Genomic DNA, 25,735 nt, shown 5'->3' with positions numbered 1-25,735 from the left:
TCCATCAAATTGTATCCATTGCGCTTAACCGCCGTTCAGCATCCCCATTAAGTCGGAGGGAACGCATCGTCAGGTAGCGTTGGCATCGGTCGTTACCGCGACGGGGATTCCATGACTGCCTTGGCCAATAACCAGACTTCGAAGCGCCGTCTCCTGCTGGCGTCAGATCGAAGCGATCAAAGCAACGAACTCGCCAGCATCCTGCGCTCGGTGGGCGAGGTCGATACCGTTCTGACATCGGATATTCCCGAGCAGCCGGCCCACGATCTCTCCGGTATCGTCGTCGACATCAACCTGCGCTCGCCTGAAGCCGTGCAAATCGTTCGCGCCAAGCTGCAGGGCGATGCCTATCGCGAGATGCCGCGGCTGTTCGTGCTGGCGGATGCGCTGCACCACGCCTCGATGCAGGCCTGGGCGCTCGGAGCCACCGACACGATCTCGCGGCCGTTCGATGCGCGCGGCCTGCTGCAGCGCATTCGCGCCGCATTTCCCGACAACAGCGGCTATGACGAGACCGATCGCGGCAAGGCGCTTAACCGCGGCGTCGAGGCCGCGCATGCCGTGATGGTGAAGATGTTCGAGCGGATGCGCGCCGGCGAGCCGCTCAAGTTCGAAGACATCGTTGCCGCCGAAAACAAGATCCTCAAGGCGATCAAGCACAACTCGCTGCGCGAATGGCTGACCACGGTCGGCTGCCATCACCAGGAGACCTATCGCCATTGCCTGTTCGTGACCGGCTTTGCGGTTGCGTTCGCGCAGCATCTCGGCATGCGTGAGGATGACCAGCGCCGGCTCGCGCGCGCGGCGTTGCTGCACGATGTCGGCAAGGCCTTCGTTCCGGTCGCGCTGCTCGACAAGCCCGGCGCACTGACCGTCGAGGAGATGGCCGAGATGCGCGAGCATCCGCGCCGCGGCTACGAGGCGCTGTCGGCGCAGGGTGGCTTCCCGCCGGAAATGCTCGACGTGATCCTGCATCATCACGAATTCCTCGACGGCACCGGCTACCCGAACGGCCTCAGCGGCAACCAGATCAGCGACATCGTCCGCGTCACCACCATTGTCGACGTCTATGCCGCGCTGGTCGAGAAGCGCGCCTACCGGCTGCAATTCACCCACGCCAAGGCGTTCTCAATGATGGAGGAGATGGGCGGCAAGCTCGATCAGCAATTGCTGCAGGCGTTCCGCCCGGTCGCGTTCGGGCATTATTGAGCCCTCGCCGCTCGTGCCGTCATTGCTTCGTCGCGTCGTTCCTCGCAATGACGCCTGAGACATGGCTTTTAGCCAATCAACGCAAGTCCGCGTCCCTAACCCCGCCTAGATTTCGGCGATCATCGGTGTGACCGATGCTTTGGGCGGGTGAGGAACATCATGGACACGGCAACGACCGGGGATATGGACATCCCCGCCGACATCGCGGCAACCCTTGTCGATCCCGTCGCCTATGCCGACGACCGCATTCACGACAGCTATCGCTGGCTGCGCGCCAACAATCCGCTCGGCATCGCACGACCCGAGAAGTTCGATCCGTTCTGGGTGGTGACCAAGCACGCGCATATCCAGGCGATCAGCCGGCAGAACGACCTGTTCCACAATGCCGACCGGCCGACCACGCTGACCAACCGGGCGCTCGAGGAGCGCGTTCGCAAGATCACCGGCGGCCCCAATCTGGTGCGCTCGCTGGTGCAGATGGATGCGCCCGACCATCCGAAATACCGCGCGCTGACGCAGGGCTGGTTCATGCCGAACAATCTCGGCAAGTTCGAGGGCCGCGTCCGCGAGATCGCGCGCTCAACCGTGCGGCGCATGCTCGACCGCGGCGGCGCCTGCGATTTCGTCGAGGACGTCGCGCTCGGCTATCCCCTGCACGTCATTATGGAGATCCTGGGCGTGCCCGAGGCGGACGAGCCGCGCATGCTCAAGCTGACGCAGGAGCTATTCGGCCCGCAGGATCCCGACACGGCACGCGTCCGCGACGCGCTGAGCGCCGAGCAGGTCTCAGTGATGCTGCAGGCGATCATCGCCGACTTCTCCGCCTACTTCCGCAAGATCACCGAGGATCGCCGCCAGAATCCGCGCGACGATCTCGCCACCGTCATCGCGAATGCGAAGATCGGCGGCGACTACATGCCGGAGCACGATCAGACCAGCTACTACATGATCGTCGCGACCGCCGGCCACGACACCACCTCGTCCTCGACCGCGGGTGCGATCTGGGCGCTGGCCAGGGATCCCGCGGAATTCGCCAAGGTGAAGGCCAACCCGGAATTGATCCCGGGCCTGGTCGACGAGTCGATCCGCTGGATGACGCCGGTCAAGCATTTCATGCGCTCGGCCACCGCCGACACCGAGCTTGGCGGCCGCAAGATCGCCAAGGGCGATTGGCTGATGCTGTGCTACGCCTCGGGCAATCGCGACGAGGAGGTGTTCGAGGACCCCGATCGCTTCCGCAGCGACCGCAAGCCGAATCGCCACGTCGCGTTCGGCTACGGCGCGCATCTCTGCCTCGGCCAGTATCTCGCCAAGCTCGAGATGCGCATCCTGTTCGAGGAGCTGCTGCCGCACCTGAAATCGCTGTCGCTCGACGGCGAAGTGAAAATGACGCAGGCTTATTTTGTCAACGGCCCGAAGAAGCTGCCGATCCGGTTCGAGGTAAGCTAAGGCCTATCCGTCATTGCGAGGAGCGCTGCGACGAAGCAATCCATGTCTCAACAAGCGGTGAAATGGATTGCTTCGCTTCGCTCGCAATGACGGAGAAACGTCACTCCAGCATCTTCCTTAACTCCGCCTTCGCGACCTTCTCCAGCGTCGAGCGCGGCATCTCGTCGACGAAGCGGATCTCGCGCGGCACCTTGAAGTCGGCGAGCGCGGAGCGGCAGGCGGTCATGACCTTGTCGTGCAGGTCGGCGGACAAGGCGGCGACGCCGGTTTGCGGGATGATGAAAACCACCGGCACCTCGTCCAGCATCGGATGCTTCTTCGCCACCACAGCGGCCTCGCGCACGCCCGGCACCACCGCAATCACTTGCTCGATCTCGGAGGCCGCGACATTCTCGCCGCCGACCTTGAGCATGTCCTTGGAGCGGTCGCCGAACTTGATGTAGCCGCGCTCCAGCATCGTGACGCGGTCGCCGGTGATGAAATAGCCGTGCTCGTCAAAGCTCTCGCGCGTGGCCTTCTCGTTGTGCAGATATTCGGCGAACAGCGACAGGCCGGGAATGCCCTTGATCAGGAGATTGCCGGTTTCGCCGACGCCGGTCGCGCTGCCGTCATCGTTGGTGATGCGGATTTCGTATTCCGGCGCGGCGCGGCCGATCGACATCGGCGGGTTCGGCTGATCGACCTCGCCAATGATGCCGTGGGTGATGGTCTCGGTCATGCCCCACCAGCCGATGATCTTGATGCCGAATACGGCGAATGCCGGCGGTTCGTTCACGGCAGTGCCCCAGAGCCGGAACTTGTGGTGCTTCGGCACTTCGTGCTCCAGCAGCGCCTTCATGCAGAACGGGATCGTCGAGGTCCAGGTCGAGCCGTGCTCGAGCGCCACCGGCCAGAACCGGCTCGCCGAGAAGCGCGGCTGGATTACGCAGGTGCCGCCGACCCACAGGATTGCCAGCATCGAATAGGCCAGCGCATTGGTGTGGAACAGCGGCAGATAGGTCTGGTGTACGTCGCTCGCGTGCAGATCCTGATGCGCGGCGTTGATCTTGGCGCCCCACAGCGCGTTGGCATGTGTCCACAGCACCGCCTTCGGCCGCGACGTGGTGCCGGAGGTGTATTGTACGCTGCAAGGAGCGAGCGGATCGATCGGGCGCTTCGGCCGGTCGGCGCTATCGGCGAACAGCGCGTCAAAACTGTCGCCGCGCGCGGGCGGCTGTGCCGGCGCCTGCCCGGCGTCGTGGGAGGTCACCGCGATCCAGCGCAGCCCCTTGCAGTTGGCTGATATCAGTTCGGCATAGGCCGGCTGCGTGATCGCGGCGACCGCGCCGCAATGGCCGGCGAAATATTCGATCTCGGCGGCCGCCGAGCGGGTGTTAGTGGTGACGGCAATCGCGCCAAGCTCGACACAGGCGAACCACGACATGATCGCCTCGACGCAGTTGTCGAGATGGATCAGGACGTAGTCGCCTTGCTTGATGCCGCGTTTGGCGAGGCCCGCCGCGAGCGCGCCGACCCGCTCATGGAATTCGCCGTAGCTCCAGCGCCGCGCCGGCGCATCGAACGGCGCCCAGATCAGGAACGGATGATCGCGGCGTACCTCTGCGCGCATCCTGAGCAGCCATGGCACGTCGAGCCCGGCAAACGGCCCCACGATTCCCGGCGCTGCTTTTGAATTGGTCATATGTCCTCCCGCAGCCTTCGGCCGCCCTTGTGATCTTGGTTGGGAGCAGTTCTGCCATCGGCGTGCGTCGAGAGCAAATCGGGATTTGCAGGGCAATGTTGCGCTGAAGCGATCCGTTCCGCCGCGCGGAAAGGTTGGATCTATTCTCGGCACCTTTGATCGGGCGCGCTTCGCAGCCGCGCGATCGGTGGCTCGCGATGAAAGCTACTTCGCGCCGTCCTCATACGACGAAATCTCGATCAGACTGCCATCGGGGTCGCGGCAATAGACCGAACGCAGCGTGCCGCGCGCGCCCTGCCTGGCCACCGGGCCTTCCTCGATCTTTACGCCGTTGGCCTTCAGATGCGCGACCACCTGCTCGGGCGTGCTCGAAGTGAGGAAGCAGAGGTCGTCGCTGCCGGCCGCCTCGTGGTCGGCGGTGAACCATTCCACCTTGTCGGCATCGCGCGGCCGCACGTTGATCTTCTGATTGCCGAACACCAGCGAGGTGCGCGGTGTCTTGCCCCTACCGGGATCGAACACCTTCACCTCCATGCCGAGGATCCTGCTGTACCAGGCAACCGAGCGCACGACATCGGTGACGTTGATCACGAGATGGTCGAGCCCATTCACCTTGACGGACATGATCGATCCTCTTCGGTCCAGAGCGTTTTCGAGCGAAGTGGACACCGGTTCGCGTGAAGAAAACGCGTCATAACAAGATTGCAGCTTAGTCTTTCGTCGCGGTCAGTGTCGCACGTGTCGCACTGGTCGCATCTGACATTGTTTGTTAAAACCGCGCCGCACGCAACGCAACAGAAACGGGCAGGGCACCAAACCCTGCTGGATCGGGAGAGACTTCATGATTTCACGCCGCACTGCGCTGGGCCTGATCGGGTCGGGGATTTCGACATTCGCGATCGGCCGCGCATCCGCAGCCGACTATCCGGCGCGGCCGGTGCGCTGGATCGTGGGCTATCCGCCGGGCGGCGCCACCGACATCATTGCGCGCCTGATCGGGCAGCGGTTGTCGGAGAAGCTCGGGCTGCAATTCGTGATCGAGAACAAGCCGGGCGCCGGCAACAATATCGGCACCGAGGCTGCGATCAACGCCGAGCCGGACGGCTACACCGTGCTGCTGGTCAATCCGGCGAACTACATCAACGCCTCGCTGTACGCCAATTTGAAGTTCAACTTCGTGCGCGACGTCGCGCCGGTTGCGTCCTTCAACCGCGTCCCGAACGTGATGACGGTCAACAAGGACGTGCCGGCGAAGAACGTCGCCGAGTTCATCGAATATGTGAAGGCCAATCCCGGCAAGGTGAACATGGCCTCTTCCGGCAACGGCACCTCGGTGCATCTCTCCGGCGAGATGTTCATGTCGATGACCGGCTGCAAGATGCAGCACGTGCCATATCGCGGCGCTGCGCCTGCCATCACCGACATGCTCGGGGGCCAGGTGCAGGTGATCTTCGACAACATGCCCTCGATCATCCAGCACATCCGCTCCGGTTCGCTGCGCGCGCTCGGCGTGACGACGACGGATCGCTCCGCGCAATTGCCCGACGTGCCGGCGATCGCCGAGACCGTGAAGGGCTATGAGGCGAGCGCGCTGTTCGGCATGGGCGCGCCGAAGAACACGCCGAAGGAGCTGATCGCCAAGCTCAACACCGAGATCAACGCCGTTCTCGCCGAACCCGATATGCGCAAGCGCCTGGTCGAGCTCGGCGGCGACTCGCTGATCCAGACCCCGGAGGCCTTCGGCAACGACATCAAGGCCGAGACCGACAAGTGGAAGAAGGTAGTTGAGTTCGCAGGCCTCAAGGTCGAGTAGGCCTCGGACGTTCAGCGTTGCATCACCGCGCGGACAGCTCTGATCCGTGCGGTGGTGCCTGCCCCGCGAGGCAAATGCGGGGCCTTGACGCGGAATAAAATGACCTTCAGGAACCTTAGCCGAGATGCCGCGCTTTAACTGCGGCATCTGAGGAGGCGGATCATGCGCACGTCGCAAATGACAATGCTTGTCTTGGGAGCGATGACGCTTGCTGGAGTAGCGAGTATCACGCCGGCTTCCGCCGATCCTTATGACTATCCGTGGTGTGCGCAGGGGCCGAGCCTCGGCTATCCCGGCGAATGCGCCTACCGAACCTACCAGCAGTGCCTTGCGAGCGTATCGGGGCGCTTTCTCGCTTGCGGCGAGAATCCGCGCTTTTTGTTCAGCGAGCCGCCGCCACCGCCGCGCAGCCATCAGCGCCGGCACCGGACGGTCTACCCCGACTAGCAAACTTCCGGACCGGCGCCGCGCAAGACGGCTTTGCGACGTTCCCGACGTTCGTCGTGACGGTGCGCCCGTCGTCGCGCGATCGTGAAGACGCGCGCTTGACGCCGCGCCGTTTGCGCTTATACTAAACCACATGGTTAAGTATCAGGACGAAACGCTGGACCGCACCTTCGCGGCGCTTTCCGATCCCACCCGCCGCGCGCTGCTGGCGCGGCTCGGCGAGCAGGAAAGCCTGTCGGTGAGCGAGCTGGCGCAGCCATTCGCGATGTCGTTGCCGGCGATCATGAAGCATCTCGACGTGCTCACGGACGCCGGTCTGGTTGCGCGCGAGAAGACCGGCCGCACGGTGGCGTGCCGGCTCACCGCGAGGCCGATGGAGCAGGCGATGAACTGGCTCAATCGCTATGCGCAATTCTGGTCCGACAATCTCGACCGCCTTGCCGCTTTTGTGGAGGAACACCCATGGCAGCCAACAAATCCGCAGTCGCAGCCGACGCCGGCCTTGCCGCGCGTCCAAGCCTCACCCTCACGCGGCGCCTCCGCGCCCGGCCGGAAAAAGTCTACGCCGCGTGGACCGAGCCGGAAAACCTAGTGCAATGGTTCGGTCCGGGTCAGGTCAAGCCCGGCACGACGCAGGCCGAGCTCGATGTCCGCGTCGGCGGCCGCTACCGGATCAAGTTCACCGGCGCCAACGGTGAATATCACGAGGTCGGCGGCGTCTATCGCGAGGTGGTGCCGAACGAGAGGCTGGTGTTCAGCTGGGCCTGGCATTCGACGCCGGAGCGCGTCTCCGAGGTGACGGTGTCGATCAGGCCCGACGGCGGCGGCACGTTGCTCACCTTCCAACACGCGCAGTTCGTCGATGAGACCGCGCGCGACAACCACCAGCGCGGCTGGACCGAATTCCTCGGCAATCTCCAACACTATGTCGACGCCTGAAGCGCAAAGGAGCATCGCATGTCTCAGCACAAGATCGTCTCCCGCGAAGAATGGACCGCGGCCCGCAAGGCGCTGATGGTCGGCGAGAAGCAACTCACCCAGGCCCGCGAAGCGCTGAGCCGGCAGCGCCGCGAACTGCCATGGGTGAAGGTCGACAAGGACTATGTGTTCGACGGGCCCGGCGGCAAGGTGACGCTCGGCGATCTGTTCAAGGGCCGGCCGCAGCTCGTGGTGCAGCACGTAATGTTCGCGCCGGAGTGGGACGCGGCGTGCAAGAGCTGCTCGTTCTGGGTCGACGGCTTCGAGCGCATGGTTCCGCATCTGGCCGCGCGCGACACCACGATGGTCGCGATCTCGCGCGCACCGCTGGCCAAGCTCGAGGCCTTCAAGCAGCGAATGGGCTGGAGCTTCGACTGGGTCTCGTCGGGAGAGAATGACTTCAACTACGACTATGCGGTCTCGTTCACCCCCGAGCAGATCGACGCCGGGAACGCGCAATACAATTATGGAACGACCCCGCTCTACGGGCCCGAATTGCCCGGCATCAGCGTCTTCTATCGCGATGACGCCGGCACCGTGTTCCACACCTATTCCACATTCGCCCGCGGCCTCGACATGATGAATGCCGCCTATCACTATCTCGACCTGACGCCGCTCGGCCGCCACGAGGAGGGCTTGCCCTATCCGATGGACTGGGTGCGGCTACGTGACCAATACCAACCGGCACCGGTTCAGGCATCCTGCTGTCACAGCTGACGATCGCCCACGCGTTGCGTTGGCGATCGTCATCCCGGGGCGATGCGGAGCATCGAACCACAGATGCGCAATTGCGCATCGGGGGATCTCGAGATTCCGGGTTCACGCTTCGCGTGCCCCGGAATGATGGCAGCAGACAGCAGGAATCTCTCCATGCCTTACGTCGATGGTTTCGTCGTCGCCGTCCCGAAGAAGAAACTCAAGGCCTATGCGAAGCTCTCGAAGATGGCCGGCAAGGTCTGGCGTGAACATGGCGCGCTGGATTATCGCGAGTGGGTCGCCGACGACGTCAAGCCGGGCAAGCTGACGTCGTTTCCGCAGAGCGTGAAGCTGAAGGCCGGTGAAACCGTCGTGTTCGCTTGGATCACCTACAAGTCGCGCGCCCAGCGCGACAGGATCAACGCCAAGGTGATGGCGGATCCGCGCTTCGCGTCGATGGATCCGAAAACCGCGCCGTTTGATCTCAAGCGCATGATCTATGGCGGCTTCACGAGCCTGGTGAAGGTCTGAGGCGGCACGGTTTCGCCGCAATCCGCGCAATAACCGGCCGTTAAACATCACGCTCGGCAGGCTGAGCGATGCCGCTTGCGTTTACTTGGTGATCCCGTATACTTTGCAATACAAAGTGCGGGCAAATCATGCGCGACCTCGACAAGGCTTTGGCCGATATTCTCGCGATCCGCAGCCAGATTGCGGCGGGAACCGCATTCCGCGGCTACGGTCCGGCGACCGTCGCCGCCACCAGCGGCATCGCGCTCGTCACCGCGCTTGCCCAATATCTCTGGCTCGACGATCCCTCCTCGCATCCGATCGCCTTCCTTGCCGGCTGGGCGGCGGCCGCGCTGCTGTCGGCGGTGCTGATCTGGATCGAGATGCAGGCGCGCTCGCGGCGGCATCACTCCGGCCTTGCCGACGCGATGGTCCAGCAGGCGATCGAGCAGTTCGTTCCCGCTGTTATCGCCGGCGTGTTGCTCGCGGTCCTGCAATGGAAATTCGCGCCCGAGACGCTGTGGATGCTGCCCGGCCTGTGGCAGGTGCTGGTCAGCCTCGCCGTGTTCGCCTCGGTCCGCCTGCTGCCGCGCACGATCGCGCTCGGCGGTGCCTGGTATTTCCTGTCGGGCTTCACGGTGCTCCTGATCGCAAGCCAGAGCCACGCGCTGTCGCCGTGGACCATGGGACTGCCATTCGCGATCGGCCAGTTGCTGCTCGCGGCGCTGTTGTATTTCGCTTCCGGAGGCCATGATGCCGAAGACTGACGTGACCACCGCGCCATTCGCCTATGATGGCCTCGACCGCGTCATCCACGAGAAGGCGCGGCTCGGCCTGCTCACCTCGCTGATGGCGCATCCGAAGGGGCTCGCCTTTGCCGATCTCAAGCAACTCTGCGGTCTGACCGACGGCAATCTCAGCCGGCATCTGCAGGTGCTGCAGGAGGCCGGCCTCGTCGATGTCATCAAGGGTTATGAAGGCAATCGTCCGCACACCACGTGCCGTCTGACCAAGAGCGGCCGCCGCCGTTTCCTCGATTATCTCGCCGTGCTCGAGCAGCTGGTGCGCGACGCGGCCAAGGCTGCCGGCACGGCCGACAAGGCTGAAAAGACCGCCGGCAAGGACGAAGGCGCATCTGCGCGCCTTGGTATCCAGCCGGTTTGATCATCCCATTTTTTGCCCGGAGACTTTGTGATGCAAAGCAACGTAGCGCTCAAGCCGGAAGCCGACGCCCGGCTGCATGTCGGCATCATCATGGACGGCAACGGCCGCTGGGCGACGCGGCGCGGCCTGTCGCGGCTGCGCGGACATGAGGCGGGCGTCGAGGCAATCCGCCGCATCGTCGAGGCCGCGCCGGACCAGGGCGTCGGCACGCTGACGCTCTACGCATTCTCGAGCGACAATTGGCGCCGGCCGAAAGCCGAAGTCACGGCGCTGATGGCACTGTTGCGGTTCTATCTCGCCAACGAGATCGCAGCCCTGGTGCGCAATGGCGTCCGCCTCACCGTGATCGGCCGCCGCGACCGGCTGCCCGATGGTATCGCAGCCGCGATCACCCGTGCCGAGGCTGAGACCTGCGACGGCACCACGCTGCATCTGCGCATCGCGATCGACTATTCGGCGCGCGACGCGATCCTGAACGCCGCGGCGCGCGCCGCCGGTACAGGCCAGCTGAGCCGCGAGAGCTTCGCCGATCTCATCACCGGCGAAGCCGGCTTGCGTGACGTTGACCTGATCATCCGCACCTCGGGCGAGAAGCGGCTGTCGGACTTCCTGCTCTGGGAGGGCGCCTATGCCGAGCTGCACTTCACCGAGCGGATGTGGCCCGAATTCGATGCCGATGATCTCGCCGACGCGCTCGCCTCGTTCCATCGCCGCGAGCGCCGCTTCGGCGGGCTGACCGCGATCGCACCGGCGCAGGTGCCGAACCTTTAGCGCGAGCCGCGCGTCTAGCAGTTCCAAAAGCCCGGCCGGGGGGTTGGGCTCTCTCTCGCAAAATGCGGGGACGAACGATCACGCCAACCAAAGCGGGAGCGATCATCCATGCGCATTCTTCTCATCAACGTGCCGCACCCGGCGATCGGTAGCCGGATCCCCGACGACCATCTACCGCCGCTCGGCCTGCTGTCGATCGGCGGTCCGCTGATCGACGACGGACACCACGTTCGGCTGCTCGATGCCGAGTTCGGGCCGATGCCGCTCGAAGCCATCGTGGCGGAGGCATCGCGGTTTTCGCCGGATGCCGTCTTGTTCGGCCATTCCGGCTCGACCTCGGGCCATCCGGTCATCGCGCAAGTGGCGCAGGCCATTGTCAACGCCGTGCCCAAGGTGCGGATCGTCTATGGCGGGGTGTTTCCGACCTATCATTGGCGCGAGATCCTGCGCGAGGAGCGCTACGTCACTGCGATCGTGCGCGGCGAAGGCGAAGAGACCGCGCGGCGCCTGATGCGGGCGCTGGAGGCCGGCGACGATCTCCGCATCATCAACGGCATCGCCTTCCGTGACGACTACGGGCCGCGCGTCACGCCGCCTGCGCCTGTTATCCGCGACCTCGATGCCTATCGTGTCGGCTGGGAGCTGATCGATCACGCGCGCTACAGTTACTGGGGAGGGCTGCGCGCCGTCGTCGTGCAGTTCTCGCGCGGCTGCCCGCATCTGTGCAATTATTGCGGCCAGCGCGGCTTCTGGACGCGATGGCGGCACCGCGATCCCGTGCGCTTCGCGAAGGAGCTCGCGCGGCTGCATCGCGAGCACGGCGTCAAGGTGATCAATTTCGCCGACGAGAATCCGACCGTCTCCAAGAAGGCCTGGCGCACTTTCCTCGAGGCCCTGATCGCGGAGAATGTCGATCTGATCCTGGTCGGCTCGACCCGCGCCGACGATATCGTCCGTGATGCCGACATCCTGCATCTCTACAAGAAGGCGGGCTGGCAGCGCTTCCTGCTCGGCATGGAGAACACCGACGAGAGGACGCTGGAGCTGATTCGCAAGGGCGCCACCACCACGATCGATCGCGAGGCCATCCGTTTGATGCGCCGGCACGGCATTCTGTCGATGGCGACCTGGGTGGTCGGCTTCGAGGAGGAGACCGATCGCGATCATTGGCGCGGCCTGCGGCAGTTGTTGTCTTACGATCCGGATCAGATCCAGATGCTCTACGTCACGCCGCATCGCTGGACGCCGTATTTCCGTCTCGCGGCAGAGCGTCGCGTCATTCAGGCCGATCGCCGGCTCTGGGACTACAAGCATCAGGTGCTCGCGACGCGGCACATGCCGCCATGGCGGGTGCTGCTCTGGTTCAAGTTCACCGAGATGGTGCTGCAATGCCGGCCGAAGGCTTTGCTCCGCGTGCTGTTTCATCGCGACGCCGGACTTCGTCATGCGATGCGCTGGTACACGCAGATGGGACGCCGGGTCTGGCCGCACGAAATTCTCGGCTTCCTGCGCGACACCAGGCTGGAGAACGGACCGACGGTGCGGGAATTTTGGGGCGAGCCGCAGGATAGTGAGGAAGAAGCGATGTCATCGCAGCGGCCCGAGCGCAGCGTCGGCACATCGCGCGCAGCGCAAATCGATACCGTGCTGCCGGGTTCTGGATGACTGGCGCTGATGACTGGACGCCTGAGTCATCAGCGCGATAATTTCCAGATCGACTGCGCAGAACAAAAAGAACCGTGGCGGTCGAGGCGGCGAGTTGAGCATACAGGTTGCGATTCTAAAAATATTGACCAGTCACGTCAGCGGCAGAGCCACACTCGATTCACTCAAGCACGATCTCGCTATTCTCTCGTCGAGCGGCGATGATTGGCATGCGCGGATCAAACGCCTGGCGTCGCGGGTTCCCGAACTCGACATCTTCAGCAATGGCTATGTGCTGCGTGACGTCGGAGGCTGGGAGATCACACCGGCCGGACGTGAGTTCCTGCACGCGCTGGAAGCGGTCGCGCAAGACAATCTGCCGGCTGCGCCAGTGGCCGAGGCTGCGGTCCGCGCCGAAGGCAGGCTGATCGTGGTCGGTCACCGCTTCAGGAACAGGACGCGGCCGCAACGTGAAGCGGAGCCGAGCGCGTCAGTGCGGCGCCGGCCGTCCCGCGAGCCGCGTTGAACCTCGCAGCGTTGCCCGCGACCTACCTTCGGGACGTGGCTCTGGAGGTCGCAAATGACTGCATTGGCTCAATCGATCGCTCGGGTATTTCCGGCCAATTCGATTCGGAGCAGCATCGCCCGGCATGTCCTGCTGTTCGGCTTTGCGGTCCTGTTCGTCGCGGTGCTCAGAGCTAGCTATGGCCTCGATCTGAGTGCAGGCTTCTTCTGATTTTTCCGGCTGCAAGTCATACTGGGTTAACCGGACCGGGATAGCTAAGCACACGCTATCCTTGCATCTCGAACCCGGGCCGATCTTCCATGGATAAGCCGATGCGCTGCCAGTGCGGCAGGACGCGAACCATTGTGCTCGACAAGCATTTCCGGACCGCGCTGCTATGCCCCAAATGCGATGAGGCCCAGCTGGCCGCGCCGGCCAGGCCGGAGCAACGGGTGTTGACCGCGCGATAGCGCGGTCGTCTTCGGCGCCGAAACTGGCCAGCGCGATGGGATTGACTTGAATCGTGATGGCGCTTTGGGTCGTTGATTGAGCATGATCTTTTCGGAAAACCGCTTCGCACTTTTCCGGATCATGCTTTAGGTTCCGTCTGATGAAACGGTCCAAAGCGAAACCCGATGCCGCACCTTTCCGATACCACCGCCGCAACGCCTGCTGACGTGACGCTTGCCGACGTGCGCCGTGCCGCCGAAACCATCAGGGACTCGGTCATGGTTACGGCGTGCAACGAGAGCCGTACGCTCGGCGAGATCTGCGGCTGCCGCCTGTTCCTCAAATTCGAGAACCTGCAATTCACCTCGACCTTCAAGGAGCGCGGCGCGCTGAACAGGCTGCGAGCGCTATCCGCCGAAGAGCGCAAGCGCGGGGTGATCGCGATGTCGGCCGGCAACCATGCCCAGGGCGTGGCCTATCACGCGAAGCGGCTCGGCATCCCCGCCACCATCGTGATGCCCATCGGCACACCGATGGTGAAGATCGAAAACACCAGGCGGCACGGTGCCGAGGTCATCATCACCGGGCAGACGCTGGAAGAATGCTTCGCCTTCGTCGGCACGCATGCCGCAGAGCGCGGCCTGATCCTGATCCACCCCTATGACGATCCGCTGATCATCGCCGGGCAGGGCACGATCGGCCTCGAAATGCTCGAGGCGGTGCCGGAGCTCGACATTCTTGTCGTGCCGATCGGCGGCGGCGGGCTGATCTCGGGCATCGCAACGGCCGCCAAGGCGATCAAGCCGTCGGTGCAGATCATTGGCGTGCAGGCCCAGCTCTATCCGTCGATGTACAATGCCGTCAAAGGCGAGCAGCTGCCGATGCGCGGCGATACGCTGGCCGAGGGCATCGCGGTCAAGGCGCCCGGGCAGATCACCACCAGGATCGTGCGCGACCTCGTCGACGACATCGTCCTCGTCAGCGAGGACCAGATCGAGCGCGCGGTCGCGACCCTGATCTCGATCGAAAAGACGGTCGTCGAGGGCGCCGGCGCCGCCGGCCTCGCGGCGGTGCTCGCGGCGCCGGAGCGCTTTGCCGGCCGCAAGGTCGGCCTCGTGCTGACCGGCGGCAATATCGACACCAGGCTGATCGCCTCGGTCCTGACCCGTGAGCTCGCGCGCGAAGGGCGGCTGACGCAATTGGCGCTCGACATCGTCGACCGGCCCGGACAGCTCGCGGCGGTGTCGATCCTGCTGGCCGATGCCGGCGCCAACATCATCGAGGTCTCGCACCAGCGCACCTTCTCCGATCTGCCGGCGAAGGCGACGCTGCTCGAGCTCGTGATCGAGACCCGCGATCGCGCCCATCTGGAGGACGTGCTGGCTGCGCTCAACGCAGCCGGATTTGCGGTGCGGGAGAGTTAGGGATCTTGCACCCTTCGTCGTGAGCTGAAGTACTCAACCCGTCATCCTGAGGAGGCCGCAAGGCGGCCGTCTCGAAGGATGAATCGGCCACCAGCCGGGCCGTGCATCCTTCGAGACGCGCTGCGCGCTCCTCAGGATGACGGGTCATTAGGTTGGCGAACTAGGCCTCACTCATCACCCGCCGCAAGCTCGGCGAGCTTGGCGATGGTGTTGAGATTGCGCGCGGTGCCGCTCGCGGCGGCGGGGATCTTCAACTTCGAACGGCCCATGCCGCTGCCATAGGCGACGTAGATCTCGCGCTTGCCGAGCCGCATCTGCTCGTCCTGCTGGCCCTTGACATCCTTCAGGGCGTCCTTGGGCGGCGGCTCGTCGAGGAAGATCGCGACCGTAAAATTCGGCGGCGCTTTTGGAAATGGATTGGCCTTCAGCACCGCGGCGATCTCGTCCGCGCTCCTGACGGCAACGCCGACCGGCTTGCCGGCATAGGTCTGCAGCCGCTGCTCCAGCGCGGCCTTGACCTTGGGCGCTGCGAGTTTGGAGGAGAACACGACATTGCCGCTGGCGATGTAGGTCTCGACGTCGGCGAATCCGGCGTCGACGCACATCGCCTTCAATTCTGCCATCGGCAGCTTGCCGGTGCCGCCGACATTGACCGCGCGCAACAGGGCGACATAACGCGGCATCACGGCCTCACGTCAGCAGCAACGTCATGCCGGGATCGCCCTTCTGCATCGCGCGGCCATAGGCCGGGCGCGCGGCGATGCGGCCGAGATAGTTCCTGATGTTGGGGCAGCGGCCGAGATCGTAGGGCAGGAAATAGCGCATCGTCGTCAGCGAGAAGCCGATCATGATATCGGCGGTCGTGAACGTATCGCCGGCGAGATACTGGGCGTCGCGCACCCGCGCCTCGATCAGATCGAACGAACGGTCGACCCTCGCTTTGGTCGCCACCAGTATCGGATTGTCGGCCGCGAGGTTGAGCCGATGGAGGATCATGCTGCGGCCCATCTGTGCCTGCAGCGTGCCGTTGGCGAAGTGAAACCAGTACAGGAACTGGGCAAAGTCGGGATGTTCCGATTTCAGCGCCAGGCGTCCATTGCCGTATTTGGCGACGATGTATTCGACAACAGCGCCGGATTCGGCCAGCACCAGCTCGCCGTCGGTGATGACGGGCGCCGCGCCGATCGGATGCAGCGCCTTGTAATCGGCGGGCGCCAGCATCGTGACCGGATCGCGCGCGGTGCACTTCAGTTCGTAGGGGATCTCCAGCTCCTCGCACAGCCAGACGATCCGCTCCGATTGCGACTTGCCGAGATGGTGAACGGTGAGCATGCGCGCTCCTGAAGCATGATCCGGAAAAGTGGACACCGGTTTTCCGAAACGATCATGCGAAAATAATGATCATGATGCGCTTCCATCGAAGCGCATCAGGCGTTCGTTTTCTTCTTCGCCGGCTTCTTCTCTGGTTTCTTCTCAGATTTCTGCTCGGATTTCTTCTTGGATTCCGTGGCCGGCGGCAGCTCTTCCATCGCCTTCTTCATGGCGCGGGCATAGGCGTCGGCGGCGTTCTCGGCCGAATTCTGCAACCGCTTGGCGGTCGCGGTCGCGTTCAGGATCGTGCTCTTGGCGAGGTGGCGGAAGCGCGCCTTGGTCTCCTTGTCCTTGGCCTTGGCGGCGCGCGCGACCCAGACGGCCTGGCGCTTCTTGGCAGCCGCCATCACGGCCTTGGTCTGCGCTCTTGCGGTTTGCCGGATGACGGCGTCGAGGTCGGCTTCGGCCATTCAGATACACTCATTGACTGGACATGCGCCGGGCGGGCGCACGGAAGGAGGGGAGCTATCACTAGCTCAACCGGCGCCGTTTGAACATGCCGATCCGCTTGCGATGCCCCCCTGGGGATGGCCACAGCCAGCGGCTGGCATGCCGGCCGTGCCGGCCAAACCAATGAACGCCCTACCGGGCGTACGGTTCAGCATGATATAGCGGCGCGGCCCGGCCGGTGCCGCGCAATCCAATCGAGGTTTCGATGCCAGCAATCAGCCGACGGAGCCTGCTTGGCGGCCTAGCCGTGCTGGCCGCATCGCCTTCGCTCGCGGTGGCAACCGCCGAGACGCTGACTGTCGATGCCGCCGAAGGCCAGGTCACGCTCAACCGTTTTGCCTCCGGGCGGGCCGGCAAGCGGCCGGCGGTGTTGATGCTGCACGGCTTGCGCGGCTTCGATCTCAGGCCGCAGGCCTACGAGCGTTATGCCAATGCGCTGACGGCAGATGGCATCGACGCCTATTTCGTTCGTTACTACACGCCGGCCGACGAGCAGGCGCTTGCGACGATGCACACGAGCGAGAGCCGGGCGCCCTATGAAGCCGGGCGTTTCGACGCCTGGGCCGCGCGCGTCTCGGCCGTGCTGACCACGGTGCTAGCAGGTGCAGACAGTTCCGGCCGGGTCGGACTGCTCGGCTTTTCGCTCGGCGGCTACGTTGCCGCGGCCGCGGCGGCGCGTGACGAGCGGGTGTCCGCGCTGGCCGTGCTGTATGGCGGCATGCCCGACAAGATCGCGCCTCGGGTGAAACACCTGCCGCCGATGATCGAGCTGCACGGCGAGGCCGATCGCAACGTGCCGCTTGCCAGCGGTGAGCAGCTTGTCAGGCTGGGCAAGTCGGTCGGCGCCGCGGCGGAGATCGTCAGGTATCCGGGCAAGGCGCACGGATTTGATTTTGCGGACAATGACCCAATGGCCGCAGACGCGGTCAACCGTGTTGCCGGATTCTTCCAGGCTCGCCTGAGCGCGACGTAAGTCTATTCCGCGGACGGACCCGGCGGCACCTTGGTGCCGGCGAGCAGTCCGGCCAGCTCCACCTGCCGGCCGAGCCCGGTCTTCGCCAGCACGGCCTTGAGCTGGTTGCGCACCGTTTCGCGGGAGATCCCGAATGCGACGGCGATCGCCTCGACGGTACGTCCTTCGCCGATGCCGCGCGCGACGCGCGCCTCGGCCGGCGTCAGGTCGAACAGGCCCTGCAACACTTCCGCGGTCGGCACCTCTGATGGCACCACCGGCGTCACGATCACGATCGCCAGCGCGCGGTCGAACAGGTCGCGGGCCGCGCCCTGGATCGGGACCAGATGCACGATCAGCGGCGGACGATCGGCCTGTGCCGCGATCGGGACCGAGCGGACCTCCACGCCGATGAGGCCGTGATCGAGTGCTCCGACTGCCTGCGCGAACAGCGCATCGGCGGCAGGCACTGCCAGCGTTAGGCGATCGGTACGATCCTGCATCACGTCGGGCACCAGGCGGTTGAACAGCGTGTTGGCCGCCATCAGGCGGCCGCCGCGCCGCAGCACCGCCGCGGGCAGGCCGAGCATCGCCAGCGACTCGGTTGCCGCCCTGGCGCGCTCCATCCCGAGCCGCGCCGACAGCAGCGCGGCCCGCGCCAGGTGCGGGCGCAGCGCGTCGAGCTGTTCGATCGCTTCCGGCTCGATCGGCCCGTGCTGGTACTCGCGCTCGACGCTGAAGATCAGCACGTCGCCGCTCGGCACCGGGATCGCGGTACCGGCGCCCCATCCGAGCCCGCGCGGACGGAAGAATTCGCGGATCTGGAAATCCTGCTGCACTTCCTCGGGCGTATCGAACACGTCGATATCGCGCAGGAAGCCGGCATGATTGGCCGCGAGCAGGCGCGGCAACCGCCCGTTGCGCTCGTGCCAGCCGCCTTCGACATAGGCAACCGTGTCGTCGTGCATGTCGGGGGAGGCGACCCAGCGGACGTCGTGCGGGTCTGCCGTCAGCAGCACGATACCGCGCGCTTTCGCGATGCCGCCGACCTGATGCAGAACGTTCGGCCACAACTCCGGGAGGACCGCGGCCTCATAGGCCAGTTCAATCAGATGCTCGTGCAGGTCGTTCGCCATCGGCCATTCCAGAAATGCTGTTGCCCAACAGTTAAACCCATCGATCGCGGAATTATTGCCTAGAGCAATTCAGTCTGGCCTACGAGTCCGGGCTATTCCGGTGCGACCACTCGTATCACGAGGAATTCCGGTGTTTGGCGGTCTTGCGGGTAGAGCCTCGCGCCTGCGTGCCGGGTCTTGTTCGTTTGGCGGCGACCCGGCGCGCGGCTGCCAGCGCAGCCTGCGCCGAGACCAGGAGCTCTCGGGCTCGAGCGACGCGCCGAAAGCCGCCGATGCCAAGGTCACCGAGATCAAGCCCAAGATTTGATGATCAAGCTCGATGACTGGGACCTGACGATCGTCGGCGGTTGTGACGGAAATTCAACCCGCGTGACAGTCAGACATCTTTCCGAAGTGTCGCGAAACGTAGTCGCCGTGAATTGCCGCTGTGCATGGCCCGGCAGCGTCACACGTTTGCAACGCTGCGCGCGATCGTTCGACCATGAACATCCTTTAATTTGTATCCGCGCGACTTGCCGCGCTTGCTAGGCGGCCATCTTGTGACATTCAGTCGAGCCATCGCCGGCTCGGGGAGGGCCGATGATCAGCCGCAGGGTGCTTTCCGGATTGCTGATGACGCTGGTCGGACCCTCATCGGTCACCGGCAACTCGCTGGGGCTAGGTCATTGCCGGGGATCGTGCGCGAATGTCGACCTGCCGGCGCTTGGCTACGATACGTTCTGCCGGTCGTTGTTCGATATCGCGGCGAAGGGAAAACTGCGCCCGATCGCAACCGGCCCGGACATCCGACGGGAGATGCGGTCGCTGTTCCGGGCGCGGCGGCTCTATCGGCCTTCCCGCGACGACATCCGGATTCTATGGCGCGACACGGCGGATGGATTCTCGGTCGCGAAAGTCGAGTTCGATCTGGAATGCGGCGTGCCGGTGCGCGGATGTCTCGGAATCCCCAACGGCGCGTTCAAGGGATTGATCCTGCTCGGTCACGGCATGGCGAGCACGCCGGAGCGATGCTTCGATGACGCCGACAAGGATTACATGAACGCGCTCGGCAAGCAGCTTTGCCAGGACGGCTATGTCGTCTGGTGTCCCTACATCGTCCAGATCGGAAATCAGGAAAGCCAGAACAACATCGCCGCGATGCTGGCATCCCATGGCGTCTCGGCGCACAACGTGTCGTGCGCATCGATCGACGCTGGCGAAACCGTCTGCCGGAAGCTGACCGGCGCGTCCGGTCTGAATGTCGGCGTCTACGGGGTGTCCTCGGGCGCGTTTCTTGCGCTGCATCTGGAAGCCGCGACAGGGCGGATGCGGCCGACCGTCGTCTCCGGATACATGCGTGACGAGAAGAAGTTTCTGATGTCGTCCACCATCAGCAAGAACCTCGGCATCGAACTTGCGGCCTACATTCATTTCGCCAACAGCCGCGCCAAATACACCGGCGCGGAGCTGGCATACCTGCTCTGTCCATGCCCGCTGTTCGTCGAGATCGGCAGCCATGACGCTGCAAACGCGATCGAGCTTGGGCGGGACGAGAAGTTTGCGGAAATGCAGTCGGTCTACGCGGCCTCAGCCCATCCGCAACTGATTGAGATGGACGTCTTCGATGGTGTGCACGAGGCCAGCGGCAAGCGCGCAAGGCCGTGGCTGTACGGCCATCTGGCGTCGCCGGTCTATCAAGAGATATCTCGCTTGAAGAACGCCATCGCGTTGTGAGTAGCGACCGCTATTCCCGCTGCAATACGCCGCCGAGCCTGCGCCGTGTCGCAGATACCCATCCCTGATTTCGATCATGCCGGTGCACGCTTGCGCGTATCACATTGGTGCGAGCTTCCGGCGTCCGCGGCATGCCCGAGCCGACGGCGATGACTTTACAGGATTGTCGGATTGGGCGCGTTATGATCTCCTGTAACGCACCTTGCCTATCTCTGGCCTTCACGGTCTGAGGGAACTCGACGTCATATCCGTCTCGTCAAGCTTGTTGATTGCCGAAGGGTTGGACCGCATGAGTGGTACGGAACGAATGCTCGGTGGATTGGCAGGGTTTCTTGTATCGGCGGGACTTGCGGCTAGCGGGATATCGGCGGCCCACGCCCAGGCAGGTCCGCCCGGGCCTCCTGCCGTCGGCGTGTTCGAGGCGGTGAAGCGGCCGGTCACCGAGACCAGTGAATTTCTGGGGCGCATCGAAGCGCCCAACCGCGTCAATGTGGTAGCGCGTGTCACCGCGTTCCTGGACAAGCGGAACTTCGTCGAGGGCGCCGAGGTCAAGGCCGGTGACCTCTTGTATCAACTCGAGCGCGGCCCGTTCGAGGCCGACCTCGCATCGAAGAAGGCGCAGGTCGCCCAGTTGCAGGCGACGCTGGTCAACGCCAAGCTGACCACCGACCGCGCCAAGGCCCTGATGGGCGGGCCGGCCGGCCAGCAATCGAACGTCGACGCCGCGGTCGCCAACCAGCAGAGCCTCGAGGCCCAGGTGCAGGCCGCGCAGGCGCAGGTCGACCTGTCCCAGATCAATCTCGACTACACCATGATCCACTCGCCGATCGACGGCAGGATCGGACGCACCGCGGTCACCGAAGGCAACGTCGTGACGCCGAGTTCGGGAACCCTGACGACCATCGTCAGCCAGGACCCGATGTATGTCACGTTCCCCGTTCCGGTGCGCGAGGCGCTCGATCTGCGCGAACGCTATGCGACGCGCGGCGGCTTCAAGGCCGTCGTGATCCGCCTGCGTCTGACGGACGGCCGGCTCTACGACAAGGTCGGCGAGCTGAATTTCGTCAACAATACGATCGCGCAGAACACCGACACCATTTCGCTGCGCGGCACCATTCCCAACCCGTCGACATACACCTCGGTCGCAACCGGCGGCGCGGTCCGCGAGCTTACCGACAACGAGTTTGTGACCGTTCTGCTCGAAGGCGTGCAGCCGGTCGAGGTGCTGGCGATCCCGCGCTCGGCGGTGCTGTCGAACCAGCAGGGCGAATATGTCTACGTCGTCGGCGCGGACAACAAGGCCGAGCAGAAGCGGATCCAGCTTGGGCAATCGACGTCGACGATTGCGGCAGTGACGGGCGGCATCGCGCTTGGCGACAAGGTCATCGTCGAAGGATTGCAGAAGGTCAAGCCGGGCGAGGTGGTCGCGCCGGGGCCTGCCAGCGCGCTGATCCAGTCGAGCATGAAGGTCTCGGCGGATGGTGGCGCCGGCAGCGCGCCGAAATCGACGGGCAATAACCCATGATTTCCGCTGTTTTCGTCGATCGTCCGCGGCTTGCGATTGTCATCGCGTTCGTGATCACGATCGCGGGCGCGCTGGCGCTGATGCAAATCCCGGTCGCCCAGTTCCCGGACATCGTGCCGCCGCAGGTCACGGTCTCGGCCGTGTTCCCCGGCGCTTCGGCCGAAGTCGTCGAATCGAGCGTCGCCCAGCCGCTCGAAGCGCAGGTCGTCGGCGTCGACAAGATGCTCTACATGAAGTCGACCAGCGGCAATGACGGCAGCTATACGCTGACGGTCTCGTTCGCGCTCGGCACCGACCCTGACATCAACACCGTCAACGTCAACAACCGGGTGCAGAGCGCGCTCGCGCAATTGCCGACCGAGGTGCAGGCGCAAGGCCTGACCGTGCAGAAGAAATCTTCGGCCGTGCTGCAATTCATCGTGCTGTACAGCAAGAGCGGCGAGCAGGACCCGCTGTTCATCACTAATTACGCCATCATCAACGTGCTCGACGCGATTTCGCGCACGCCCGGCGTCGGGCAGGCGTCGCTGTTCGCCAAGCTGAACTATTCGATGCGGATCTGGTTCGACACCCAGCGCCTGACCAGCCTCAATCTGGCGCCGTCGGACGTGATCGCCGCGATCCGTGCCCAGAGCGTGCAGGCGCCGGTCGGCCGCATCGGCGCGCGTCCGATCAGCAACGATCAGCAGTTCCAGTTCAACGTGCAGACCCAGGGCCGCCTGACGACATCCAAGCAGTTCGGCGACATCGTGCTGCGCGCCAATCCGGACGGATCGGTGCTGCGGATCAGGGACGTCGCCCGCGTCGAGATCGGCGCGCAGAACATGGATTCGGAGTCGCGGATCGACGGCAATCCCGGGGTGCCGATGGGCATCTATCTCGCGCCCGGCGCCAATGCCGTGACGACGGCCAAGGCCGTGCAGGCCACGCTTGCGAAATTGTCGGAACGGTTCCCGCCGGGCCTGACCTACCTCGTGCAATACGACTCCACGACCTTCGTCTCCGACACGATCAAGGAAGTGATCAAGACGCTCGGCGAGGCCTTCGTGCTCGTCGTGATCGTGGTGTTCCTGTTCCTCGGCAATCTGCGCGCCACGGTGATTCCGGCGGTCGCGGTGCCGGTCAGCCTGATCGGCGCCTTCGCAGTGCTGCTGGCGCTCGGCTATTCCGCCAACACGGTCTCGCTGCTGGCAATGGTGCTTGCGATCGGCATCGTGGTCGACGACGCCATCGTCGTGGTCGAGAATGTCGAACGCGTCATGGAGGAGGAGCCGGAGCTGTCGCCGGCCGACGCCACCAAGAAAGCGATGGCGCAGATCACGGCGCCGATCATCGCGATCTCGCTGGTGCTGCTCTCGGTGTTCGTGCCGATCGCGTTCATCCCTGGAATCTCCGGCACGCTGTTCCGCCAGTTCGCGGTGACGATCAGCGCCGCGATGGTGATCTCGGCGCTGAACGCGCTGACATTGTCGCCGGCGCTGTGTGCCGTGTTCCTGCGCCACGGCGGACCGCGCCGCGGCATCATGGGACGGGTGCTCGACAGCATCGATTGGGTGCGTGACCGCTATGCCGGCGTGGTGCAGCGGCTGGTCCGTCTTGCGGTGCTGTCGCTGGTCGCGGTGCTGGTATTTGCCGGCGCGGTGTTCGGCGTGTCGAAGATCACGCCGACCGGCTTCCTGCCCGAAGAGGACCAGGGCGCCTTCTTCATCGCGGTGCAACTGCCTGACGGCGCCTCGGTGGCGCGCACCAGCGAGGTCACCAAACAGGTCGAGGCGCTGTTGAAGAAGAACCCGGCGGTCGATCACGTGCTGTCGATCATCGGCTTCTCGTTGCTTGATGGTGCGAGCGAGCCGAATTCCGCCTTCATGGTGGCGCGCATGAAGGCGTTCGCCGACCGCAGGGCCACGACCGAATCGGTACAGGCCGCGATCGGGCAGACCTTCGTCGGCGGATCGCAGATCCGCCAGGCCTCGGTGCTGCCGTTCAACCTGCCGCCGATCATCGGGCTGTCGACATCAGGCGGCTTCGAATATCAGCTCGAAGCGCTGGAAGGGCAGGACCCGGCTTCGCTCAGCAGCGTGATGGGCGGGCTGATCGGCGCCGCCAACCGCAATCCGAACCTGGCCCGCGTGTTCTCGACCTTCACCGCGACCAATCCATCGGTCTATCTCGACATCGATCGCGCCAAGGCACAGGCGCTCGGCCTCAACATGGCCGACGTCTTCACTGCGCTGCAGGCCACGCTGGGCGGCATCTATGTCAACAACTTCAACCTGTTTGGCCGCACCTGGCAGGTCAACGTGCAGGGCGACGCCGCCGATCGCCGCGACATTCCCGACATCTGGCAGATCTATGTGCGCAACACCGGCGGCGAGATGGTGCCGATCCGCTCGATCGCAAACTTGCGGATCGTCACCGGCCCGCAGGTGATCACGCGCTACAACAATTATCGTTCGGTCACGGTGAACGGCAGCCCGGCGGCGGGCGTGTCGTCGGGCACCGCGATCGCGACGATGGCCGACCTCTCCAAGTCGACGTTGCCTTCAGGCTATTCCTATGAGTGGACCGGCACCGCCTATCAGGAGCAGGCGGCCTCCGGCCAGACCGGCATCATCCTCGCGCTGGCGGTGCTGTTTGCCTATCTGTTCCTGGTGGCGCTGTATGAGAGCTGGACGATCCCGATTCCCGTGCTGCTGTCGGTCACCGTCGGCGTGTTCGGCTCCTATCTCGCGATCAAGCTCGCAGGGCTCAACCTCGATCTCTACGGCCAGATCGGCCTCGTCGTGCTGATCGCGCTCGCCGCCAAGAACGGCATCCTGATCGTCGAGTTCGCCAAGGAGCAGCGCGAAGCCGGCCGGCCGATCGCGGAAGCCGCGACGATGGGCGCGCAGATGCGCTTCCGCGCCGTGATGATGACCTCGATTGCGTTCATCCTCGGCTTGGTGCCGCTGGTGGTCGCGACCGGCGCCGCGGAAATCAGCCGCCGCGCGGTCGGCACCGCGGTGTTCGGCGGCATGCTCGCCGCCAGCTCGATCGGCATCTTCCTGGTGCCGATGCTCTTTGTCACCTTCCAGGGCTGGCGTGAAGGCGTGAAGAACCGCTTCGGCAGGCGGAGCAAGGCGGAACAGCCGGCGTCGCATTAGATCCGGCTAATCCCATCGCGCATTAGCGGGGCGCGTGAGGCGGGGCTATACTGCCTGCCTCATCGAGGGAGTTCCGGATTGAGCGTTGCCTTCACCAAGGAAGAAAGTGCCGAGACTGCGTCCGAAACGCTGTTGCCGGACCGTCCCATCTCGCCGCATCCCAATCTGGTGACCGAAGCGGGACGCAAGGCGCTGGAACGCCAGCTTCAGGAGGCGCGCGCCGCCTATGAGACCGCGCAGCAGCTGGAGGACGTCAACGAACGGCGGCGGCAGTCGGCAGTTCCGCTACGCGACGCGCGCTATATCACCGAAAGGCTGCGCACCGCGCAGGTCGTCGCCGATCCTGCTTCGACGGAAGCCGTTGCGTTCGGCAGCACTGTGACCTTCAGCCGCGCCGACGGCCGCGTGCAGACCTACCGCATCGTCGGCGAGGACGAAGCCGATCCAAAGGCCGGCTCTATTTCGTTTGTCTCGCCGGTGGCAAGGTCGTTGATGGGCAAGGCCCTGGGCGATGTCGTCGGCACCGGCGATCAGGAGCTGGAGATCGTGGCGATCGCCTAGCGTGAGGACTTCAATTGAGCCGGCGTGTCCGCACGCTCGGTTCGCCTCTCCCGCTTGCGGGGGGCCGACGCGCGTAGCGCGGCGGGTGGGGGCTCTCTCCGCGGTACGACTCGTGGGGAGAGCCCCCACCCGCCGCGCTACGC

26 protein-coding genes are annotated in these 25,735 nt (G+C 64.5%); 20 read left to right on the top strand and 6 right to left on the bottom strand.

Annotation, left to right across the window (positions count from 1 at the left end):
- Nucleotides 1-111: 111 nt before the first annotated feature.
- Together QMZ05_RS22430 and QMZ05_RS22425 are read left to right on the top strand one after the other, a co-directional pair.
- Nucleotides 112-1,209, top strand: a complete 1,098-nt coding sequence (locus QMZ05_RS22430) for an HD domain-containing phosphohydrolase (protein WP_353702713.1) — start codon at nt 112-114, stop codon at nt 1,207-1,209.
- A gap of 159 nt (nt 1,210-1,368) precedes the next feature.
- On the top strand, nt 1,369-2,658 hold the full coding sequence (locus QMZ05_RS22425) for a cytochrome P450 (RefSeq protein ID WP_353702712.1): 1,290 nt from the start codon (nt 1,369-1,371) through the stop codon (nt 2,656-2,658).
- A 100-nt stretch (nt 2,659-2,758) separates the two neighbouring features.
- On the opposite strand, the gene QMZ05_RS22420 is transcribed toward QMZ05_RS22425, so the two are convergent.
- Both QMZ05_RS22420 and QMZ05_RS22415 read right to left on the bottom strand, forming a co-directional pair.
- Complete coding sequence (locus QMZ05_RS22420) at nt 2,759-4,339, bottom strand: AMP-binding protein (protein WP_353702711.1); 1,581 nt, start codon at nt 4,337-4,339, stop codon at nt 2,759-2,761.
- Between the two features lie 204 nt (nt 4,340-4,543).
- Complete coding sequence (locus QMZ05_RS22415; protein WP_353702710.1) at nt 4,544-4,963, bottom strand: VOC family protein; 420 nt, start codon at nt 4,961-4,963, stop codon at nt 4,544-4,546.
- Nucleotides 4,964-5,180: 217 nt separating this feature from the next.
- On the opposite strand from QMZ05_RS22415, the gene QMZ05_RS22410 reads away from it, so the two are divergent.
- The 13 genes from QMZ05_RS22410 (at nt 5,181) to QMZ05_RS22350 (ending at nt 14,741) form a co-directional block, all read left to right on the top strand.
- Nucleotides 5,181-6,152, top strand: a complete 972-nt coding sequence (locus tag QMZ05_RS22410) for a tripartite tricarboxylate transporter substrate binding protein (protein WP_353702709.1) — start codon at nt 5,181-5,183, stop codon at nt 6,150-6,152.
- 162 nt (nt 6,153-6,314) lie between these two features.
- Nucleotides 6,315-6,599: a DUF3551 domain-containing protein gene (locus QMZ05_RS22405; RefSeq protein WP_353702708.1), complete on the top strand. Its 285-nt coding sequence runs from the start codon at nt 6,315-6,317 to the stop codon at nt 6,597-6,599.
- A gap of 133 nt (nt 6,600-6,732) precedes the next feature.
- Entirely contained in the window at nt 6,733-7,191 is a 459-nt protein-coding gene (locus QMZ05_RS22400; RefSeq protein WP_128971435.1) for a metalloregulator ArsR/SmtB family transcription factor, read from the top strand.
- A complete protein-coding gene (locus QMZ05_RS22395) occupies nt 7,191-7,538 on the top strand; it encodes an SRPBCC domain-containing protein (RefSeq protein ID WP_353702707.1) in 348 nt (115 codons plus the stop codon). The genes QMZ05_RS22400 and QMZ05_RS22395 overlap by 1 nt, the downstream gene beginning before the upstream one ends.
- An 18-nt stretch (nt 7,539-7,556) precedes the next feature.
- Nucleotides 7,557-8,294, top strand: a complete 738-nt coding sequence (locus QMZ05_RS22390) for a thioredoxin family protein (RefSeq protein ID WP_353702706.1) — start codon at nt 7,557-7,559, stop codon at nt 8,292-8,294.
- A gap of 153 nt (nt 8,295-8,447) precedes the next feature.
- Nucleotides 8,448-8,804, top strand: coding sequence for a DUF1428 domain-containing protein (locus QMZ05_RS22385; protein ID WP_146986365.1), 357 nt, complete (start codon nt 8,448-8,450; stop codon nt 8,802-8,804).
- A gap of 128 nt (nt 8,805-8,932) precedes the next feature.
- Nucleotides 8,933-9,550 (top strand): hypothetical protein, encoded by a 618-nt coding sequence (locus QMZ05_RS22380; RefSeq protein WP_353702705.1) that lies wholly within the window; start codon nt 8,933-8,935, stop codon nt 9,548-9,550.
- Nucleotides 9,537-9,947, top strand: a complete 411-nt coding sequence (locus QMZ05_RS22375) for a transcriptional regulator (protein WP_279710311.1) — start codon at nt 9,537-9,539, stop codon at nt 9,945-9,947. Before QMZ05_RS22380 ends, QMZ05_RS22375 begins: the two co-directional genes overlap by 14 nt.
- A 30-nt stretch (nt 9,948-9,977) precedes the next feature.
- On the top strand, nt 9,978-10,718 hold the full coding sequence (locus tag QMZ05_RS22370; RefSeq protein ID WP_353702704.1) for a di-trans,poly-cis-decaprenylcistransferase: 741 nt from the start codon (nt 9,978-9,980) through the stop codon (nt 10,716-10,718).
- A gap of 108 nt (nt 10,719-10,826) precedes the next feature.
- On the top strand, nt 10,827-12,383 hold the full coding sequence (gene bchE, locus QMZ05_RS22365) for a magnesium-protoporphyrin IX monomethyl ester anaerobic oxidative cyclase (protein WP_353702703.1): 1,557 nt from the start codon (nt 10,827-10,829) through the stop codon (nt 12,381-12,383).
- A 94-nt stretch (nt 12,384-12,477) separates the two neighbouring features.
- A complete protein-coding gene (locus tag QMZ05_RS22360; protein ID WP_353702702.1) occupies nt 12,478-12,888 on the top strand; it encodes an aminoacyl-tRNA deacylase in 411 nt (136 codons plus the stop codon).
- A 54-nt stretch (nt 12,889-12,942) separates the two neighbouring features.
- On the top strand, nt 12,943-13,098 hold the full coding sequence (locus QMZ05_RS22355; RefSeq protein WP_167350155.1) for a response regulator: 156 nt from the start codon (nt 12,943-12,945) through the stop codon (nt 13,096-13,098).
- 404 nt (nt 13,099-13,502) lie between these two features.
- Nucleotides 13,503-14,741, top strand: a complete 1,239-nt coding sequence (locus tag QMZ05_RS22350; protein ID WP_353702701.1) for a threonine ammonia-lyase — start codon at nt 13,503-13,505, stop codon at nt 14,739-14,741.
- A gap of 167 nt (nt 14,742-14,908) precedes the next feature.
- On the opposite strand, the gene QMZ05_RS22345 is transcribed toward QMZ05_RS22350, so the two are convergent.
- From QMZ05_RS22345 to QMZ05_RS22335, 3 genes are all read right to left on the bottom strand, one after another.
- Nucleotides 14,909-15,424, bottom strand: coding sequence for a DUF1697 domain-containing protein (locus QMZ05_RS22345; RefSeq protein WP_353702700.1), 516 nt, complete (start codon nt 15,422-15,424; stop codon nt 14,909-14,911).
- A 7-nt stretch (nt 15,425-15,431) separates the two neighbouring features.
- Entirely contained in the window at nt 15,432-16,073 is a 642-nt protein-coding gene (locus QMZ05_RS22340; RefSeq protein WP_353702699.1) for a glutathione S-transferase, read from the bottom strand.
- Between the two features lie 95 nt (nt 16,074-16,168).
- Entirely contained in the window at nt 16,169-16,522 is a 354-nt protein-coding gene (locus tag QMZ05_RS22335) for a hypothetical protein (RefSeq protein WP_353702698.1), read from the bottom strand.
- A 245-nt stretch (nt 16,523-16,767) separates the two neighbouring features.
- On the opposite strand from QMZ05_RS22335, the gene QMZ05_RS22330 reads away from it, so the two are divergent.
- Complete coding sequence (locus QMZ05_RS22330; protein ID WP_353702697.1) at nt 16,768-17,535, top strand: dienelactone hydrolase family protein; 768 nt, start codon at nt 16,768-16,770, stop codon at nt 17,533-17,535.
- Nucleotides 17,536-17,537: 2 nt separating this feature from the next.
- Here the strand turns inward: QMZ05_RS22330 and QMZ05_RS22325 are convergent, their stop codons facing one another.
- A complete protein-coding gene (locus tag QMZ05_RS22325; RefSeq protein ID WP_353702696.1) occupies nt 17,538-18,650 on the bottom strand; it encodes a helix-turn-helix transcriptional regulator in 1,113 nt (370 codons plus the stop codon).
- A gap of 579 nt (nt 18,651-19,229) precedes the next feature.
- Here QMZ05_RS22325 and QMZ05_RS22320 point away from each other — a divergent pair.
- The 4 genes from QMZ05_RS22320 to greA all read left to right on the top strand — a co-directional run bounded on the left by QMZ05_RS22320 (nt 19,230) and on the right by greA (nt 25,592).
- Nucleotides 19,230-20,363, top strand: a complete 1,134-nt coding sequence (locus QMZ05_RS22320; protein WP_353702695.1) for a hypothetical protein — start codon at nt 19,230-19,232, stop codon at nt 20,361-20,363.
- A gap of 289 nt (nt 20,364-20,652) precedes the next feature.
- Entirely contained in the window at nt 20,653-21,888 is a 1,236-nt protein-coding gene (locus QMZ05_RS22315; RefSeq protein WP_353702694.1) for an efflux RND transporter periplasmic adaptor subunit, read from the top strand.
- On the top strand, nt 21,885-25,031 hold the full coding sequence (locus QMZ05_RS22310; RefSeq protein ID WP_353702693.1) for a multidrug efflux RND transporter permease subunit: 3,147 nt from the start codon (nt 21,885-21,887) through the stop codon (nt 25,029-25,031). The genes QMZ05_RS22315 and QMZ05_RS22310 overlap by 4 nt, the downstream gene beginning before the upstream one ends.
- A 78-nt stretch (nt 25,032-25,109) precedes the next feature.
- Nucleotides 25,110-25,592, top strand: a complete 483-nt coding sequence (greA, locus tag QMZ05_RS22305) for a transcription elongation factor GreA (protein ID WP_353702692.1) — start codon at nt 25,110-25,112, stop codon at nt 25,590-25,592.
- Nucleotides 25,593-25,735 lie beyond the last annotated feature (143 nt).

Source organism: Bradyrhizobium sp. INPA03-11B (assembly GCF_040446015.1).
Lineage (GTDB): Bacteria > Pseudomonadota > Alphaproteobacteria > Rhizobiales > Xanthobacteraceae > Bradyrhizobium > Bradyrhizobium macuxiense_A.
Note: the sequence above shows the minus strand (reverse complement) of the source record. Positions and strands in the feature narration are given on the sequence as shown.